General features: G+C 60.3%; 12 protein-coding genes. All 12 read right to left on the reverse strand.

Going from position 1 to position 18,419, the window contains the following annotated elements; translation table 11 throughout:
* Window positions 1–3 precede the first annotated feature (3 nt).
* Window positions 4–2,394 carry a tetratricopeptide repeat protein gene (locus tag NITMOv2_RS21835; RefSeq protein ID WP_053381840.1) on the reverse strand — a complete coding sequence of 797 codons (2,391 nt, stop codon included), beginning with the start codon at window positions 2,392–2,394 and terminating at the stop codon, window positions 4–6.
* Between the two features lie 22 nt (window positions 2,395–2,416).
* Window positions 2,417–4,045 carry a glycosyltransferase family 4 protein gene (locus NITMOv2_RS21840; protein WP_053381841.1) on the reverse strand — a complete coding sequence of 543 codons (1,629 nt, stop codon included), beginning with the start codon at window positions 4,043–4,045 and terminating at the stop codon, window positions 2,417–2,419.
* Window positions 4,046–4,076: 31 nt separating this feature from the next.
* On the reverse strand, window positions 4,077–5,720 hold the full coding sequence (gene xrtD / locus NITMOv2_RS21845; protein WP_187299306.1) for a VPLPA-CTERM-specific exosortase XrtD: 1,644 nt from the start codon (window positions 5,718–5,720) through the stop codon (window positions 4,077–4,079).
* Entirely contained in the window at window positions 5,717–6,451 is a 735-nt protein-coding gene (locus NITMOv2_RS21850) for a WecB/TagA/CpsF family glycosyltransferase (RefSeq protein ID WP_202967291.1), read from the reverse strand. Before NITMOv2_RS21850 ends, xrtD begins: the two co-directional genes overlap by 4 nt.
* On the reverse strand, window positions 6,432–8,372 hold the full coding sequence (locus NITMOv2_RS21855) for a heparinase II/III family protein (protein ID WP_053381842.1): 1,941 nt from the start codon (window positions 8,370–8,372) through the stop codon (window positions 6,432–6,434). The genes NITMOv2_RS21850 and NITMOv2_RS21855 overlap by 20 nt, the downstream gene beginning before the upstream one ends.
* A gap of 1 nt (window position 8,373) precedes the next feature.
* The gene (locus tag NITMOv2_RS21860; RefSeq protein ID WP_053381843.1) at window positions 8,374–10,524 is read right to left on the reverse strand and encodes a bi-domain-containing oxidoreductase; all 2,151 of its coding nucleotides are present in this window, start codon (window positions 10,522–10,524) and stop codon (window positions 8,374–8,376) included.
* A 337-nt stretch (window positions 10,525–10,861) separates the two neighbouring features.
* The gene (locus NITMOv2_RS21865; RefSeq protein ID WP_083448299.1) at window positions 10,862–11,521 is read right to left on the reverse strand and encodes a class I SAM-dependent methyltransferase; all 660 of its coding nucleotides are present in this window, start codon (window positions 11,519–11,521) and stop codon (window positions 10,862–10,864) included.
* 322 nt (window positions 11,522–11,843) lie between these two features.
* On the reverse strand, window positions 11,844–12,506 hold the full coding sequence (locus tag NITMOv2_RS23690) for a hypothetical protein (protein ID WP_145976477.1): 663 nt from the start codon (window positions 12,504–12,506) through the stop codon (window positions 11,844–11,846).
* Window positions 12,507–12,697: 191 nt separating this feature from the next.
* Entirely contained in the window at window positions 12,698–13,840 is a 1,143-nt protein-coding gene (locus NITMOv2_RS21870; protein WP_083448300.1) for a glycosyl hydrolase family 28-related protein, read from the reverse strand.
* 168 nt (window positions 13,841–14,008) lie between these two features.
* Window positions 14,009–15,898 (reverse strand): asparagine synthase (glutamine-hydrolyzing), encoded by a 1,890-nt coding sequence (gene asnB / locus NITMOv2_RS21875; protein WP_053381846.1) that lies wholly within the window; start codon window positions 15,896–15,898, stop codon window positions 14,009–14,011.
* 16 nt (window positions 15,899–15,914) lie between these two features.
* A complete protein-coding gene (locus NITMOv2_RS21880) occupies window positions 15,915–17,108 on the reverse strand; it encodes a glycosyltransferase family 4 protein (protein WP_053381847.1) in 1,194 nt (397 codons plus the stop codon).
* A 73-nt stretch (window positions 17,109–17,181) separates the two neighbouring features.
* On the reverse strand, window positions 17,182–18,411 hold the full coding sequence (locus tag NITMOv2_RS21885) for a glycosyltransferase family 4 protein (RefSeq protein WP_053381848.1): 1,230 nt from the start codon (window positions 18,409–18,411) through the stop codon (window positions 17,182–17,184).
* Window positions 18,412–18,419: the final 8 nt, after the last annotated feature.

The following is an 18,419-nucleotide window of genomic DNA, read 5'->3' on the forward strand; positions in this document are numbered from 1 at the left end:
GGTCTATCCTTGCAGCTGAGCCAGAACGGACTTCGCGTCTTCAAGACCGGGAAACGGGTTCGGAGATCCGACCGCTTTTTGAAGGTACGTCCTCGCTTCCGCCGTCTGCCCCGCTCTGAAATAGGCGAGCCCGAGGTGATAATTGACCACCGGATGGTCCGGCGCTTTCGCCGCCGCTTGCCGGATAAAGTGCAACGCCTGGCCGGAGTTCCCCATCTTGTAGTGGACCCATCCGAGCGTATCGAGAAAAAAGGCGTTGGGCGCCGCCGTCTCGAAATCCCTGGTCAGGACCAGCGCCCGTTCCAGGCTTTTCGGGTCGCCTTTCCGGTCCACCAGGAGCGAAGCCAGATTGTTGGCGGCGAGGAGGGCGCGCGGATTGGCGCGCAACAGTGTTTCGTACTCCTCGATCGCCCGGTCTATCTGTCCGGTTTCGGTCAGGGTGGTCGCCAGCAGCAGACGCAATTCCTCGCTCTTCGGGACAGCCTTGAGGCCGTTCTCCAGCACGGCGCGGGCTTCATCGGACTTCTTCTGGGCGAGTTTGAGAGTCGTCAGGTGCAACCAGGGCTGCACCCAATCGGGCTTCCGTTGAGTCGCCTCCAGGAACCGGCGCTCAGCGGAGGCCTGATCGCCGCCGACGAGCGCGATTTCCCCGAGAAGACCCGCGGCATACAAGTGAGTCGGATTGCGGGCGAGCACCTGCTCCAAGCGCCGCTTGGCTTCCAGAGTGTTGCCTTGTTGCAGATCGAGCTGCACCAGTGCGATCAGGGGTTCGGGTGCATCGGGGTGGCGCGTGAACGCCCGTTCGAACGCCGCCCCGGCCTGTGCCCATTCCTTCCGCGCCTGATGGAGCCGGCCCTCCGCCAGGTCCGCCGCTGCGCGGTCGGCGCCGGCCGCGCGAGCCCTGGCTAAGGTCTGTTCCGTGGCGGCCCAGTCTTGCTCGGCCGCCTGCAGCTTCAGCAGCACGCTGAGCGTCTGCAGATTATCCGCATCCAGCTTCAGCAGCCCCTCCACCCGGCTGCGGGCTTCCTTGAACTTTCCGGCCGACGTATCGAGCGCGACCAACGCCATGTGCGCGTCGGCAAGCCTGGGGTTCAGCGCCACCGCCTTCTCCAGGCTTTCCCTGGCCAGCATCGTCTCCGATGTGCTGAGGTAGGCCCGGCCGAGCAGCGCCTGCACCTCGGCCAATTCCGGCTGATCCTTCAGCACCGTGCGAAAGTCCTGGATCGCATCCTTCCCGCTTCCGCGCTGGAGCGCGATCCGGCCCCGCAGCAGCAGGGCCTCGGAGGAGCGGGGATTTTCCTTCAGCACATCCGCAATCTGCTTGTCGGCTTCTTCCTGCTTGCCGGCCGACCAGTCGAGAGCCGCCAGCTTGACCTTCGCTTCGAGCGCGGCCGGCTTGCCCCGAAAATCGTCACGCACTTCTTCATAGATGGCTCGAGCCTTGTCGGACTGCCGGTTCACCTCGTGCAATTCGGCCAACGCGAAGCGGATCATCGACGAGCGGGGCAGCGCGCGGCGGCCCTCCAGGAGCGCCGCCTCCCCTTCCGATGCTCCTCGCCGGCCGACCTGAAACTTGGCCAGGTGAAGGTACCGTTGCTCGTTGTCCGGATCGAGACGGATCACTTCCCGCAGCAGGGCTTCGGCCTGATCGTACCGGCGCCGCTCGTCGTAGAAGCCGGCCAGACGCAGTCGACGGTCAAGCACCTTCGGATCGGCCTCGACGAGCTTCTTCAAGACCTCTTCGGCCCGGTCGTACTGTTCCAGCCGCATCAAGGCGGAGGCGAAGGAGTCCATGAGCTCTAGGTTGGCGGGATTCGCCTCCACCGCGCGTTGCATCACCGGCTCCACCCTGTTCGGCCTTCCCTGCGCGAGGTACAAGGTGGCCAGGAGGGTAGCTGCATCAGGGTCCGTCGGATGCTTGTCTCCGAGCGCCTCCGCCGCAACCAATGCTCCGTCCCGATCGCCCTTGAGCGCCTGCACTGCAATCTTCAACGTTTCCGCCCCGACGTGGCCCGGCGTTTTTGCCGACACTTTTTCGGTCATTTCGAGGACTTTGTCGGTCGCCCGAGCTTCGAGATAGAACTTGGCCAGCTTGATCAACGCCCGCTCATGATCGGGCACAAGCTCGATCACGCGTTGGTAGTTGGCGAAGGCGTTCTTCCAGTTCTTTTCCTTCTCCTCGACTTCGGCGAAGAAGTAATAGGCCTCCGCGTCTTTCGGGTCGATCTTGAGGACGTTGCGCAGCGCCACCCGGGCTTTGGGGAAGTTGCCGTCCTGAATGAAGCCCTGGGCCTTGGCCAGGTAGCCGGCCTTTCGCTCTTCCGGTCCTCCGCAGCCGCCGACCGCGAGCAGGACACTCAGCGCCAGAATGATGGACCTCATGTGCAACCGCATGACCCTTCTCCTTGGCCCGGCGTCACCACCAGGCTCGTAATCCGAGCATCACCAAGACCCACAACGACACCACGCCGAACTGCGTCAACCGCTCGCCGAGAACGTGGAGCATCAATTCAAAGGCCAGGAACATCACGATCATTTTGGCCGTGAGGACGCTCAGATTGATGTCCCCTACACGCATCTCCGGCAGGAACGGAATCGTGAAGGCCAGGAACACCATCAAATAGTCCAGCGGCGTGGTCTGAAAACGCTGCTTCACCCCGAATCGAATGGCCAGCATGATCAAAATGGTCAACCCGAGAAAAAACACGTTCAGCGCGGTGTGGAGATCCCACGGTTCACCCGGGGCCGGCTGTTCGATCAGGTAAATCACGAACGTGCCTCCGACATAGAGCCCCGTTCGGATCAAAATCGGCGCGGCCGTCGGCGCCGCCAGCAGCCCCGCTCCCACGACGAACGACAGGCCCGCCGCGACGTATCCCATGTCGGCGGGCACGTGGCTCGGAAGAAAGACGCCCGCGATGAGGAACAGCGGAACGGCGACACTCAGCAATGTGACCGGCAGCGTCGAGTACCATTCGTCCCCGCGCAGGCCCCGCTCGTCCGTGTGAGGATGGATCGCGTTCGGCTTGATCGAAGAAAACCGGCCGCCGACTCCTGTCATGAAGAGGGCCAAGATCGCGCACGCGAACAGAGCGTAGACCGCGATGACGACGACATCGGATTGCCATCGCAGCGCATAGGCAAGGGCAACCAGCAGGGCCTGAACGGCGTAGATCGAAAGGACCGCTTCGCGGTGCGACAATCCGATTCCCAGCAGTTTGTGGTGCACGTGGTTCTTGTCCGCGGCGAAAGGCGAGCGCCTCTCCGCGAGGCGCTGGATCATCACACCCGCCGTATCGAGAATGGGAAGCCCCCAGATCAGACTCACGAGAGCCGGGCTATACGGTCCCCGCGTAGGATCCGTCAGCACGATGGCGCAGACGCCGAGGTAAAAGCCGAGAAACTGGCTGCCGGCGTCCCCCATGAAAATCCGCGCGGGATAGGTGTTGAAGCGAAGAAATCCGAGCAGTCCACCGAGCACCGGGACCATCATGCTCATCACCACCCAGTCGCCCGCCTGGTAGGCCAGATACGCCATGCCCCCGAAGCTGAGCAACGAGAGTCCGCCCGCCAACCCGTCCAAACCGTCGGCCAGATTCAAGGCATTGGTGACGGCCACCAGCAGGAACAGGGTGAGCGGGACCGCCGCCCATAGCGGCAGTATCGCGTCGCTGAGAAAGGGCAGGGTGGTCAGATGCACGCCCCCCAGCCCGACGACCAGGGCCGCGGCGAGGAGTTGGCCGAGGAACTTGGGCTTATAGCCGAGGCCGACCCGATCGTCCCACGCGCCGAATATCAAAATGACCGCGCCGCCGAGTAGACCGGCCGTGACGATCTGATCTTTGGGGGCCCACAGCAACATGGCGACGAAGGTGCCCGCCCCGAAGGCGAGTCCCCCGACCTTTGCGATCGGCGACGGATGAATCTTGCGGCCGCCGGGCAGATCGACGAACTGCAGCCGCCCGGCCGTGGCCATCAGGGCGGGAATCAACGCCATGCAGATGACGAGAGAACCGATGAAGCTGAAAAACAAAGGTCCGGACATGGTGTCGCTTCCGCCTCTTGGAAATAGCGCGTCAATCCGGCACGTAACGGGTGATGGCCGGCTGGACCGCGCGCACGAAGTCCTGCAACAGGCCGTCCGCGTCATGTTCGTCCTGCCCCGGCCGGACGGCAGCCGCCAGCCGGATGAGGGCGCCGTCCGTTCGCCCTTTCGTCACGGCATCCCAGAACAGGTACACCTTGACGAGATATTCGTTCGTCAATAGGCGATCCCGTTGCTTGAACCAGTAATACACGACCTGTTTCGCGTCGCCCTTCTGGATGGCGACGCGATTGACGGGAAGCAGCGACTGGGACGATCCCTCCATCATCGGGACAGCCACCGTCTGCAAGGACGTAATTTCCCACCCGCCGCCGGGAATGCAGGTCCTGGGCGAATGGGCCGACTGGCCTTTGCGCTGTGACTGATAGTAGGCCACGTAGAAGTTCACCGATTCTCCCCCTGCGCGATAGTCCGCCAGCAGATAATCGTCGAACCGGAGCGCGTCGATGTATTCCCGCTCCAGAGGAAACACCGTGCCCTGCCAACGCTCGACTTGAAGCGGAAACCCCAGCAGCGGCTCACGGATCGGGGCCTGTTCCTCGCGCGACATCAGATAGGGCGACGCCATCGCCGTGATCGCCAGCAGTCCCACCCCGCACAACAGCGGCGCCGGCATCGCGCCCGCGAAGAGGGCCGCCCGGTCGTCCGGCCGCCCTGAACGCTGCGGCGACGGAATGAGCACCAAGTTGGACCAGGCCGTTCGCTCAGCCGATGTTCCGATCCGCGAGAGGCCCCACATGACGCCGAGCAGAACGGCCAGGCTCATCAGAAAAATCACCCACCCCTCGAAGAGATGCAGAAAACCTTCGGCCGCCCCCGCGCCGAAGATGTCCACGAGGACCCCGACCACTCCGATCCGCAGCCCGTTCAAGAGAATCGCGATCGGCATGCTGCACAGGAACACCGTGAACCGCTTCCAGAGCGGGGCGTGAAACAAGTACGCGCAGAGCAGCGCGAGCGACATCAGGGGGAACAGATACCGGAGGCCGCTGCAGGCCTCCACGACTTGCAACTGGATCGGACCCAGATCGATCACATTGCCTTCACGGAACGCGGTGACGCCCACGAGCTGCAGACAGCCGACCCCCAGGGCGGACGAGAGGAGCTGCAGTTGACCCGACAGTCCTTGAAAGAGAAATTGCGGCAGCGGAATCATGGTCAACAGATAGAGCAGCGGGAATCCGGCCGGCCTGAGGATATCCCGTCCGAACGCCGAGAGCGCGAGCCCGACCAGCATGAGCCAGAAGGACAGTTGCAGCAGGGCATAGACGGTCCCGAACTCTCCCAGCCCGTACAGCCCGATGGCCAGCAGCATGATCGGCAAGCCCCACCAGGATCCCCGTCGTTCTATCGATATGATCTGGTCGCGCTTCATCCAGAGGAGAAAGAGGGAGATAAAGGGGACGAAGAACCCGTGGCCGTAATTCTCGTCCTCACTCCACACCCGAACCATTTCCGACAGGGCATCGAAATAGACCAGGCCCAGCAGCAGCGGGAGACAGAGACCGTTTGCGATAATCCATGTTCCAGGCCATGTGGCGGACGGGAGCCGCGCCGGTTTGGAGAGAAGCGGCTGAACGATTTTGGACGCCACGTCGGAGCCGGAGAGATTCATCCACACACCCGTTGCTTGAGGATCTGAACGGCAAAGAGCGGCAGCGCAGCCTGGCGGCGAAGTCGCCGGGGGTTGGACACGAGCCGGTAGAACCATTCGAGATGCACGGCGCGGAATGCCGCAGGCGCTCGTCGCACGCGGCCGGCAAGGACGTCGAATGTGCCGCCGACCCCCTGGCAAATCTTGACCCTCAGACGCGGCACAAATCGGTCCATCCAGTCTTCCTGCTTCGGGCTTCCGAGCGCGACGAAGAGCAGATCGACCTGCAGCCGATTGATGCGCTCGATGAAGGCCGGCATCTCGCTGTCGGCGAGGAAGCCGTGCTGCGTTCCGGCCACAATCAGCCCGGGGTACCGCTCGCAGAGGACCTGAGCGGCGCGTTCGTTGACGTCCGGCGCCGCGCCGAAGAGAAACACGCGGTAGCCGCGACGCGCGGCGAGTTCGCAGAGTCGCGGCATCAATTCCGAACCGGGCACCCGCCGGAGCCGCCCCAGTCCAAGAATTCTGGCCGCCATGACGACGCCGATGCCGTCGGGAATGAGCACGTTCGCCCTCCGCAACTGCCCGCGTAAAGCCGGGTCCCGGCGCGCCCGCATGACTTTCTCCGGATTGACCGCCACCACGCTGTGCGGCTTGTCGCCGGCAAGGATCGACGCGGCGAGTTCCACCGTCCGGTCCATCGTCAGGCAATCCACCGGCACCCCGAGAATCTCAATGCGTGTGGGCGTCATCCATCACCGTTCTCAAGCGTGACACAGCGGCCTGTCGCCCTGCCCCGTCCGCATCTCCCATGGCCACACAGGTCACGAACTCGTGCGGAAGAGTCCCGCGCCGGCTCATGCGCAGCGTATCCATCGGTTCTTTGGCTCCATAGAACGACGACCGCCAACCGATGATCGGAGCGGTCTGCCCGCGATGAACGGCCACCGCGCCGCCTTCAACCATCAGCCGCAGTCCGCCTATCGATCCGTCCAACATATACCCGTCACCGTCGGGAACCGGCGTGAGTCCGAGATGCCAGTTCACTTCCAGGTCATGGGTTCCTGACCCCGTCAGCCGGTCCAAGATGACCCACAATCCGGGGGGACGATAGAGGATGCCGCGCCAATGGACGACGCCTGTTCGGGCCAGATACCCGTCATGCATCGCGATCAGGATGGTGTCCCCGCCCGCGCATTCTTTGCAGGTCAGCAGGCGCGACGTGTACGGCGACGACCACTGAAATGCCGTCTCCTGGACCGCTTGATCGAGCCCGTCGACGACGACCGTGTTATGGGCCCTCGTGCCGCGAAAATATTTCCGCCATTCCGGATGCCCCGTGTAGGTGTACGTGCCCGGGTCGACCAGCACCTCTTGCCCGCCAGTTCGAAGCAGGACCGCAAGCGCATCGGCGTGCCCATGCGCATAGCAGGGCGCCATACCCAGCGGGCCGTGGTCCAGGATCAACCGGGTCCCCGACGAACCGGCCGGCTCCAGCACGGTATAACCGGATGCCTCGAAGGTCGTGAGTCCCGTTGCGCGGCCGGAGACCGCCGGAGTGAAATCGAGCACCGGGCCGAGCGCATATCCGCCGTCGCCGTCCCCGATCGACAGGAGCGCGCCGGCCTCGTCCGTCATGGCGGCGAGAAAACTCCGGCTCCGGGTCACGGCCTGTTCGAGACCGTCTGGAACCGGTTCACCGCGCGCATCAAGAAGCGCCGAGGCCAGATGAAACAGATCCGATACAAAGCGGAGATAGCAGAGCCCCTGCTCGATGCCTCCCCCGTCGGCCAAGACCTGGTGCGAGGATTCGGACTCCAGCAGCGTGAGTCCGGCCATGCGCCACCTCGACGCATGGGGCATCTCCGGAAAGAGGAGGCCGGCATACAGCAACGCCGTCGCCTCGGCGATCGTGTGATTGCCCAGAGAGGAATGGAGCGACACCCGCTGCCGGATCAAAGCGGCATGGCCCTCGACGAGCCGAACGACAGCCAGCCAAACCCGCTCAGGCCGCCGGAGCCACGGCCTGACCTGGTCGAACGCATGGCAGACCGCGAGAAGCCGGAGCCCGCATTCCATCGCGGAGATGTAGTGCACCCCCGTGAGATAGGGATTGGCATTGATCCAGGAGAGAAACTGCGCTTCCATCAGCCCGACCGCCCGCTCGCGCAGCGCCGCCGGCCCCTCCACCGCGATCCGCGCCAGCGTCACCAGTTGCTGAAGTCGGGACGGCTCCCACACCCGACGGACATCGCCGAAGGTGTTTCCTTCGCGGTACGGGATTGATCCGAAAAACCGCGCCGGCCAGGTCCGTCCCGTATCGGGGGCGGTATGCCACACATCCGGCTCGTCGTCCCACCGCCAGTTCCATCCGCCCTCGGGCAATCCGCCAGCCAGCACGCGATTACAGATTCCCGGATCGAGGTGCGCCCGGTAGATCCATATCGGCAACTGCGGCTCCATCGCCCGACAGAAACGATAGCCGCGCGCCTCGAGCCGGTTGGCCGGCGCCGCCGCCAACCCGAGATGGTGCCGGATCGACAGGACGGCCAGCCCGCATTGCGAACCGAGGCGGGTCAAGACTTCGCCCGGCTGCATCACGCTCAGACGCTTGGCATACCAGGAGAGGGGCCGTCCCGAGATCGTGGCTGTCGGTGAGTCAGGAATGAACATGTCAGACGTCATACACGGCCCCGGTTTTCAAACCGGCGGCCGCAAGAAGACAGGCGCGTGTGACGGCGTAGATGTCTTCGAATTGCATCGACGGCGCACCGCCCTGCGCGACGGCCTGCGTGAACCCGCGCATTTCCCGATCGAAGCCCTTATCGCGGACGCCGGTCTTGTGCCTCGTCCGTTTCCCATGCGAGTAGAACTCCGTTAGCGCGAAGTCGTCCAAGGTCACCGCTTTGCCGTCCCCGAACGCCTCGAAACGCTCCTTGGGCAGGGCGGTATCGCCGCCCGCCGTGTAGATGACCGTGCCGATCGAGCCGTCCTTGAACGTCAACGAGAGCATGCACTGATCCTCCGCCATCCCGGACGTATGGCTGCCGATGCGGACGGCGTGGACCGAAATGGGACGGGCGCCGCAGACGGCCTGCATGAAGTCGACGAAGTGACAGACCTCTCCGACGATTCGTCCTCCACCGACCTGAGGGTCCTGGATCCAATGGGTCGGCGAAATCGCCCCGGCATTGACGCGGTAGACCATCACGAGCGGATTTCTACGGTCCCGGAAAAAGTCGATGACCTTCGCGCCGTGGGACGAATAGCGCCGATTGAATCCCACCCAGAGCTGCAGCCCCGTCGCGGCGCTGCCGGTATATTGCTCGGCAATCAAATCGAGTTCCTGCTCCGTGAGACACAAGGGCTTTTCGACAAACACATGTTTGCCCGCCCTCAGGGCCTCGCACACGATCTCCGCATGCGTGTTGTGGCGGGTGGCGATCAACACGGCATTGACGGCGTCGTCGCGAAGGACGGCTCGAAAATCGGTCGTGCAGGAGGCAGCCTGGAGTTTTTCCCCCATCCTCTTTGCGGTGATGCCCGATCCCGTGCAAACGGCCGCAATAGTTACATCCGGCAGGCGGGACAGCGACGGCAGCAACATGTCCCGCGCGTGCTGGCCTGCTCCGATGATTCCCATCCTGACCGGCCCGGCCGGGCGCGCCCCTTTGAGCGGGAGCACGGAGGGACCAGAACGACCGGCTGCCGTTGGATAGGAAATCAGCATGCCGAGGCAGGCACTCGAACTTTGAGCTAAACGCTCATAGGCCGTTTCGGCCTGATCGATCGGATGGCGGTCCGTGACAAGACGCGCCACGTTGATTTTTTTCTGCGCGAGCACATCGAGGAACGCCTCCATGTTGCGCTGTTCCGTCCAGCGCACATACCCGAACGGATAATCGCGGCCCTCTTCCTCGTACGAGCGGTCGTACCGGCCGGGGCCGTAGGACATCGAAAGCCGGACCTCGAGTTCCTTCCTGTAGTAAGGCTCGCGCGGCAGCGTCATGCCGACGGCGCCCACGACGACGACCCGCCCTTTTTGCCGGGCGATGTGTCCGGCCGCTTCCACCGGCAAGTCCGACTTGGTGCTCGCCGTGATGATCACGCCGTCGACCCCCCGCCCCTCGCTGAACGCCTCCGCGGCTGCTGACAAATCGGCCGGCCCGGTCGTGCAATCGGCGCCCAGCTCCGCGGCCAGCTCCTGTCGCGACCGGTCAAGGTCGGATCCCAACACGCGACATCCGGACGCCTTCAGCAGTTGCACGGTCAGTTGTCCCAGCAGCCCCAACCCGATCACGGCGACACGTTCGCCCAATCGCGGCTCGAGCTGCCTGAGGCCTTGCAGAGCGATCGCTCCCAACGTGACGAACGAGGCGTCTTCGAAACTCACACCGTCGGGCACCTTCGCGCAGAGGTGCTTCGGCACGGAGACGATCTCGGCATGCGACGCGTAGTTCTGGCCGGCGCAGGCGACGCGATCGCCGGCAGCCAGGCCCGCTATTCCCCGGCCGACCTCCAGCACGACGCCGGCGCAGCTATAGCCGAGCGCGGCGGGATGCTCGAGGCGATCGGACACGCGGCGCATCGTGGCGAGCAATCCGTCCTTTTGAACGGCGGCGAATACTTTCTTCGCCATCTCAGGGCGCTCCAGCGCCTTGCCCAGCAGGGTTTTCTGCGCCACCTGGACGGTCGATCGCTCGGTGCCCGGGCTGATCAACGAGAAACGGTTGGCCACCAGCACCTGCCCGGCGGAGACAACGGGGGCGGGGACCGATTCGACTTTCAAGACGCCGGTTCTAAAATTCTGGATGACTTGTTTCATACCGGAGGCTCATAGGCTGTGACGAAGACTGCAGCGGGAATGCGAAAGTGTACTCCAGGGGATATTTTCGGGTGGGTACACAAAGTTCAAGATTGAGTTAACTAATTGTTAAACCGGCGGCGACCCAGACGCCGTCAGCTGCCGAAGATGGAGGGAGGAAAGAGAAGCAGACGGTCTGCTAAACAGCGGAAAGATGAAGCAACATCGTCCGATCTGTAAGGTAGAGAACGCCGGCTCGGCTGTATACAGGGAAGGTTATCCTATCAGAACGCTCCGGAGGGACAATGGGCGCTCCTTGTGATCGCCGGCTCCACAGAAATCCGCAGAACGCCCTTCCTCATCGCTTGACCGCTGCAAGGTTCAGAGAAAACGCGTTGCAGGAGTCGTCTTTGATGCCTAGCGTGTAGGGTTCTTCTTTGAAATAACTCAGCCGCGCTTTCACTTGAAAGCCGCATTCATGAAGGAGCCCGCGCAGACTTGCTTCCGAGAAGACCATCTTGTGTCGGAATTCAGCCGGCAGGTCTAATGCGAATAGCCCATTGATCCATCCGTTCTTCAGCGTCCTTTCATCCAGCGCCAACCCTTTCGGCCAGAGCACGGTTCTCCACGCCAGCGCTTCGTAGAACGGCACGCACACGATCAGATATCCGCCGGGCTTGAGGACTCGACGCCACTCGGCGAGAACCGAGCGGCAATCCTTCAGGTCGAAATGTTCGAGGATATGGCTCGCGCGGATCAAGTCATATTCATTGTCACCGGCAAAAGCCAACGAGGTGGCGTTGGACACAATGTCCGGCTTGAATTTCTCCTGCACGTCCACATTGATATACGTCGGCAGTCGGTGGACTGAGCAGCCTAGATTGAGCTTCTTGGAGGACCGATACACTTCGAGCGGAATCGCCGATGTCCGAACCGAGACCAGTCGACTGCACAGGCGATTCCAGGCAGGTGTTTTTTCTATCGTCATTCCAATAAGAGCGCTTATCAATCCCGCCATGAGTATTCTCCAGGTACAGCACTCGCACTTGGAGCCCAGTGTCAGACGCAGATGACCAAGGAACAGATTCCACTGCTAACAGCCATTCGCGCCTTCAGAAGGCGTGGAAGTCTAGCGCATGGTAGGTGTTCGACGGGACACGCAAAGATCAAGATTGAGTTAACTGATTGTTAATGGACTCAAGCGAGGGCAAATCCGCCCGCCGAAGACCAGTCTCTCAACTCATTGACATGCTGGAGGGAACGTCCAAGGAGGCATAGTGCGCGGGCGATTCCAAACGGACTACGAGAGACGAGTTTTTCGCATCTGTACCCGCTAACCATCAATCACAGCGCCAGGCGCCGTTCAACCGTTTGGCGAAGGCTCCGGTGCCTCCAGCGGCGCATGGATTGGTAAAGGCGCAATCCGGGCAGTAATACATCGTCCCGTTCGGTGAGGCCGGCAACGACGCGAACGGCTTTTTCCCTATTTGCATGGCGCCATCGTCGGCGACATCGAAGACCTTCGTGCCGGTCAGTTGTCCGGCTCCTCGTCCGACGCTTAACCCAACAGAGCCGTAGGCCTGAATGAGTGATGGGTACACACCTGTATATCTATAGGATGGTAGACCAAATGCTATGATTGAGGCTCCCGCCACAGTACCGGAATTATCGTTACCGACAGCTAACATATAGGAAAGATCCTGAGTGCCATCATTATAAATAGGTTGTGCCCAATTAGGAGGGCCTAACCAAAATTCGTTGGCGATATTCGTGCTATGCGTGATATGGACCGCACCGTTTCTTTCAACCCGAAAATGAGGCGCAATGATATCATCCGCGGTGTGTGTGATTTTGAACGAGTTGCCGGTTAAATCCCCGTACATTCCTCTGACCGTAAAGTATGTTTCTCCATTCGCACATCCATGGAACGTAGGGCAAATATTTCCGGATAATTGAAGTAAGGCCTGATTAGGAGCAGAGAGAACGACCAGCGGGTCTTCCATCACAGTTGATCCCTGACCCAGTGTGACTCCGCTCCCAGCCCAAATTGTCCCAAGTCCACACAGACCGACTACAACCATGCGTTTCCAAATTTGCATCGGCGCTCTCAGCAAAATAGTGATGGAGCTCCACCTAAGTTTAGCCATAGAGACAATCGCTAAGCGTTCCTAGCACTCGGACCTCATGGATTCAGTTAGTCTCTTCGGACCACTACATTCCACGTACCGCTTGCGAGGTCAATCGTCCCACCTGTCTCATTTTGAAGTCGGATCTTAACTGTATCAGCCGCGCTGACGTAACCAGTACAGGTTATGCCTTGCAAATCATATGGGGGACGTACTTCTACTCCATGCAGGAATGTCGCTCCAGTTACCGTAATGGCTGAAGAGGTCTCCCCTGCACCGTCGGCGAGACTACCGGGATTCCATGTAATAGACCCCCGCAAGGGTTGCAATCGTAAAACAGACGGATCTATTGAGACGCTGGAGCCCCACTTCGACCAATCGAAATTCGCGGTATCGATTTTGATGTTCGACGAGCCGCTGAGCCCATAGATCCAGCCTTGAAAACTGTTATTTGCTCGTGTCGCATAGGTGCCAATGATATACGAATTTTTGCACCCATCCTTTACCGCAATGGCTACAGCGCTATTGTCGGCAATGAGCTGTCCGCCGAACATGCGAAACGCGGCGGTTGAGTCCCCGCTCGGTTCAAGCGAGACACCATATTGCCCCAGGCGCTCGCTATAGAGCCCCAACACCGTGATTTGCCCTCCTAGATGCAGAATACCGGTACCGCAAGTTTCTACATCGCACCCAACGAGGGTTGCCGTGCCGCAGCCGTTCGCAAATTTGAAGCCCACCGTGAAATAGTCTCCATCTGACCTGACGATTACATGGTCATAGACGACATCATTGCCGCTGGTCTGCAGGATTGCTGCCTCAGTGCATTCGTAAGTGGTATCAAGATGGATTCGTATATCCTTCAGTTTTATGCTGTAGCAATCTTGCAGGGTAATGTAGGTCGCGGGAGGCGTCGTCCCCTGAACCCAGATCATGAGATTTTCAATGAAACAGTGATGAACGGATGCTATGGAGAAAGCGGCACAGTTGTATGGGCGTAGAACCGCGCCAAAACTACCGCCTGTATTGGCGCCAATAATGTGAATCCCGACGGCAGGTAGCGTTAAGGGGCTGGTTGTCTTATAGACTCCAGGTGAAAATAGAAGCGTGCCACCGGAACCGCCGACATTTGTAATCGCAGATTGAATCGCACTCGTGTCATCCGTGACCCCGTCTCCTATCGCGCTAAACGCTCTCACATCGACGATGTACATATTCTTTCCCCGTGCTTAGAAGATATTGCGAAATTATTGCAGCTTCCTGTTACATGGCACTCAAAGAGGGGTTAAGAAAACGTAAAGGTGGTGGGCACAGCCTCCGAGGCACTAGCTGTACAGAGACTCAGTTTCTGCTTGTCCCAGGAATGGCGAGAAAGCTCTAGATCACTCGAACCAGCATTCGTGCCAGAGCACGAGATTCAGCAGATTCCAGATCTTGAAACTGTTGAATCGAGGCTGATGGCGGTGGCTTTCAAAAAGACGACGGACTTCGCCGGCGTCGAATCGCTCTCGGATCAACCGACTTTTCGATACCCGTTCTTGCGCGAAGGAGGCCAGACGACCGGTCAGCATGTTGGTGGCGGACCCGCAAAATCCCCATTTCTTCCGGTCAATGATCTCGTCGGGAATGATCCCGCGCGCAGCTTGCTTGAGAAGATACTTAGTCTTCCCCTTTTTGTATTTCAGATCGGATGGAATCGTAAGGGCGAATTCCACCAGGTCTTCGTCGAGAAACGGCACGCGCGTTTCGATCGACTGGGCCATGCTCATCTTATCCACGCGCATGAGCAGCAATTCGGGCAGGCGATTTTTCAACTCGACGTTGATGATGCGGAGCAGCGGGTCGTGCGCCGGTAGATCGCGCATCAGCTCGGCGATCCACCGCCCGGACGTAGAACAGGCTCCTCGTCCTCCCTGTAGCAGCCGATCCTTCTCGCCGTCCCAGAACGCAATCGCGTTTCCCAGAAAAAGCGGTTCATCCTCAGCCGCCCTTCTGCAGGCATCGGCCAACTCGGGTGCCGCGCGACCGGCAGCCGCACCGGCGACTATCCGCCGCAAGCTCAGGGGCAGCTTCTTGTAACGACTGAAGACGCCGGACTCCCACCCGGCAAACTGGTGATAGGTCCGGTATCCGGCAAACAATTCATCACTGCCCTCGCCGACTTGAATGACCAGCGTGCCGGAATTATGCGCAAGCTTCGAAAGGTAATAAATCGGCACACAGACCGGATCGGCAAGCGGCTCGTCCTGGGCATAGGGCATCTTCGGCAGAAAATGGAGAAAGTCATCTTCGTCGATCACCAACTCATGATGACGGGCGCCGAAATGTCCGGCGACCTGTCGGGCATGCTCGAACTCGTTCGAGGCATCTCCCTTGATGCCGATGGAGAATGTTTCAACCGGCTTGTCCAGCAGCTCCGCCATCAAGGCCACATTCAACGACGAATCCACGCCGCCGCTGAGGAATGCGCCGAACGGCACGTCTGAAACCATGCGCCTGGCGACAGACTGCCGCAACAAACGCCGAAGCTCAGCCACCGCTTCCGGTTCCGTCAGTCGAGCGCGGCCGGGGACAAATGCCGCCGGATCCCAAAAACGGGTGTGCGCAGGACGGCCGCGCCGATCGATGCGCAGATACGTTCCTGCCTCGAGTTTCTGAATGCCCTCGAAGAACGTGAGCGGCGCGGGCGCGTTCGCGAACGTTAAATAATGATATAACGCCTCGTCGTTGAGCGCGGCCTTCGCACCAGGAGCAGCAAGTATCGCCTTGATCTCCGAAGCAAAGACGAACCCCGCCGGCTGTCGCGAGTAATAGAGGGGCTTGACGCCCAGCGGATCACGGACCAGCGTCAACGAACCGTCCGTTTGGTCGAAGAGCGCAAATGCATACATGCCGCGGAGACGCTTCAAACATCCGTCCAGCCCCCACTCCCGCACCCCGTACAGAACGACTTCCGTATCGGTGTGCGAACGAAAGGCGTATCGCCCGCTCTCCGAGAGCAGCCGCCGGAGCTCACGGTAGTTGAAGATTTCTCCGTTGAAGACAATCCGGAGAGATCCGTCCGCCGTCGACATGGGTTGCCGCCCAAGCGGGGACAGATCGATGATCGACAACCGGCGATGGCCCAGCCCGACAAAAAGGCCGGAATCCCGATGGATGAACAAGCCGGCATCATCCGGACCTCTCTGCACCATGCAATCCCGCATGGCGGCGAGGTGCTCCTCCGCGATGCCCCGACCGGCCGTGTCAAAGACTCCGACGATGCCGCACATCGTTACGTTCCTTTACCTATCGGACCTGGTGCCGTTCGGTTCCGCCGACCCCGACCGACGCAACGTCGCGACGAGGACGCCATCCTCCTGACGCAAGCGTAAACAAATCACCGACGTGTCGGACGAATCGCTCGCTCGTATAGAACCGCTCAAATCGTTGCCGAGCATTCCGACCCATTCGTTCAATCTCCTCCGGACGGTCGAGGAACCAGAGAATTTGCTCGGCAAGATGCTTGGGATCACCGGACCGGACTTCGAGCCCGCACTCTCCTTCTGTGACGGTATCCCTCAGGCAACCCCGGTCCGTGAACAGCACGGGCAAGCCGGAGGCCATCGCCTCAAGGACGACGAGCGGCTGGCCTTCTTGCTGTACGCCGGGAAACACAAACAGGTCCGCCGATGAGTAGATCGATCGTTTGTGGTCCAGGGTGGAAACAGGTCCGGTAAACACGACGTGGCCTGTCAGTCCATGGCGAGCGATCATCGCTTCCGCTTGCCGGCGATCCTCTTCATCCGACCAAGGACCGGCAAGTATGAACTCCACATCCCGGCGAACTTTCACGATGATCGGGATTGCAGACAACAAGACAAGAGCACCCTTCAGCCGACTCAAGGTGCTCAAGTGTAAAATTCGAAACCGGCGCGGCTTGTGCGGCTCATGCGGCAGCTTTCGGACCACAGGCCAACTGATACCGTTCGGTACGACGGCAATTCGATACGGCGCCATGAGTCCGTCAAAGACGTGTCGGAGCGACTCACCTAATACCGCCACGTACGACACCCGCCGGAGGACCATCCGCACAGAGGCCTTCATGAGGAACCATCGGCTGTCATACCAGGTCCTGAAATTCCCGCCGTGCAGATGCAGCACCACCTGAGAGCCGGAGAGCCAAGCCGGCAGGATCAAGAAACTGTCGCGCAGGAAACCGATCGTCGATTGGGAGAGCGGCAGATACGTCACCGCCGGTCGTTCCTCTCGCAGCATCGCGATCAGTCTCCACCATTGCTTGAGGAACAGCACAACGTCGTGGAGATCCGGTTTGTCGACATGCTGAATCCCGCGGCGGTCGGACAGGTCGAGATGTTCCAATCGAAACCGCTCGCGAAGAGCGGATTTCAGCACGGCCTCCGTCGCCACGCTCACCCCATGAAACGGCGGCGGGGTCGGACCGATGACTAAGATTTTAGGAAGCGCGGACATTCCGATCATAAGCTGAACTTCTCACCGATCTTTGTGTGATGGCAGGGACCGTGGGGCCGCTGCCTTGGAACCTTCGAAGTGCTTATCTCCTACGCCCGAGGCTCCCAATGAGATCACAAATCGTCCCGGAAGCTTGGTTCAATGAACTCGCGAGCCTCACACATTCCTGGCGAAGCTCGGCAGGCAACTCAAGCCCTGCTGCGATTCCCCGAATAATTTCGTCCACCGTTCGGTGTTCAAGAAGAACCCCTGATCGCTCGTCCTCGATCACGTATGGCGCGACCCCTACGCGAGTGCTGACCACCGGTGTTCCGCATGCCAAGGACTCCAGAATGGTGAAGCACAAGCTCTCTTGCTCGGACGCGACAACCGTCAAATCAGCAATGTTATAGAGCGCCGGCAACTCTTCTTGAGGAACCTTGCCGAGAAAGCGCACGCAGGACCCAAGGTCGGCTGTGCGGACTTGCTCATGAAGCGAGCGCTCCTCATCGCCGTTGCCGGCAACCAATAAGACAATGTCCGACCTGATACGCCTCAAGTGCTCAACGGCATCGACGATCAAATGAACTCCCTTCAGCCGAGTCAACCTCCCGACAAAAAGCACTACCTTGCCATCGTGAGGAACGCCGTACCGATTCTTTATCGTGGTACGAACCTCCTGCGAGAGCGGCTTAAACAGCTCGGCATTCACGCTCCCCCACACCAAATGGATATCCTGAGCCCTCGCGGGCCAGCGAGAACGGTATACCTCGTAGCATTGCCGGTCGATGCAAACAAACTGATCCGCATGACTGCCGATCTGATTGATCATTGTCGTATACAGTTTTCTGAATGCCGACGTTCGGCAGATCCAATACCTGGAATATTGCGCTCCCCATTCCTCGGTGCCATGCGCATGGTAAACGATACGAGCCCGCTGGAACGGCATGAGGGGATAGAGTTCAGGAGCATGAAGGTAGAGAACGTCGAATGACCGCTGAGTCACAAGATGTCGATTGCGCAGGCATGACCAGAACATCTTGGCCCGGAGGGGGATGAGTGGACGATGCCCATTCACTTCCCGCTCAGTCAACTTGCACAAAGGGATAAACGGATAAGACACCCCATGGATGGTCCGCTTATACACATGACCAACCGTCTCGTCCTGCCTCCAGCACAGACCGAATAAGGTAATGTTCAGGGGATAGTTCTTCGTGGACTTCAGGAAGTTTTTGACAGCCGTCAGCATTCCCCCCGTCGGACGCTCCTCAAAATCACTGGGCAAGACGACCGCTAAGTTGATCGATGAAGGTGTCGGCTCGGTTAACGGCATAGACCCGC

This window comes from Nitrospira moscoviensis, from assembly GCF_001273775.1.
In the GTDB taxonomy this organism is placed as follows: domain Bacteria; phylum Nitrospirota; class Nitrospiria; order Nitrospirales; family Nitrospiraceae; genus Nitrospira_D; species Nitrospira_D moscoviensis.

Coding starts and splice junctions, on each gene's coding strand:
- NITMOv2_RS21855 (WP_053381842.1), bottom strand. CDS start 8,372: ATGTTCATTCCTGACTCACCGACAGCCACGATCTCGGGACGGCCCCTC.
- NITMOv2_RS23690 (WP_145976477.1), bottom strand. CDS start 12,506: ATGGAAGACCCGCTGGTCGTTCTCTCTGCTCCTAATCAGGCCTTACTT.
- NITMOv2_RS21880 (WP_053381847.1), bottom strand. CDS start 17,108: ATGATCGGAATGTCCGCGCTTCCTAAAATCTTAGTCATCGGTCCGACC.
- NITMOv2_RS21840 (WP_053381841.1), bottom strand. CDS start 4,045: ATGTCCGGACCTTTGTTTTTCAGCTTCATCGGTTCTCTCGTCATCTGC.
- asnB (WP_053381846.1), bottom strand. CDS start 15,898: ATGTGCGGCATCGTCGGAGTCTTTGACACGGCCGGTCGGGGCATCGCG.
- NITMOv2_RS21860 (WP_053381843.1), bottom strand. CDS start 10,524: ATGAAACAAGTCATCCAGAATTTTAGAACCGGCGTCTTGAAAGTCGAA.
- NITMOv2_RS21885 (WP_053381848.1), bottom strand. CDS start 18,411: ATGCCGTTAACCGAGCCGACACCTTCATCGATCAACTTAGCGGTCGTC.
- NITMOv2_RS21870 (WP_083448300.1), bottom strand. CDS start 13,840: ATGTACATCGTCGATGTGAGAGCGTTTAGCGCGATAGGAGACGGGGTC.
- NITMOv2_RS21850 (WP_202967291.1), bottom strand. CDS start 6,451: ATGACGCCCACACGCATTGAGATTCTCGGGGTGCCGGTGGATTGCCTG.
- xrtD (WP_187299306.1), bottom strand. CDS start 5,720: ATGAATCTCTCCGGCTCCGACGTGGCGTCCAAAATCGTTCAGCCGCTT.
- NITMOv2_RS21865 (WP_083448299.1), bottom strand. CDS start 11,521: ATGGCGGGATTGATAAGCGCTCTTATTGGAATGACGATAGAAAAAACA.
- NITMOv2_RS21835 (WP_053381840.1), bottom strand. CDS start 2,394: ATGCGGTTGCACATGAGGTCCATCATTCTGGCGCTGAGTGTCCTGCTC.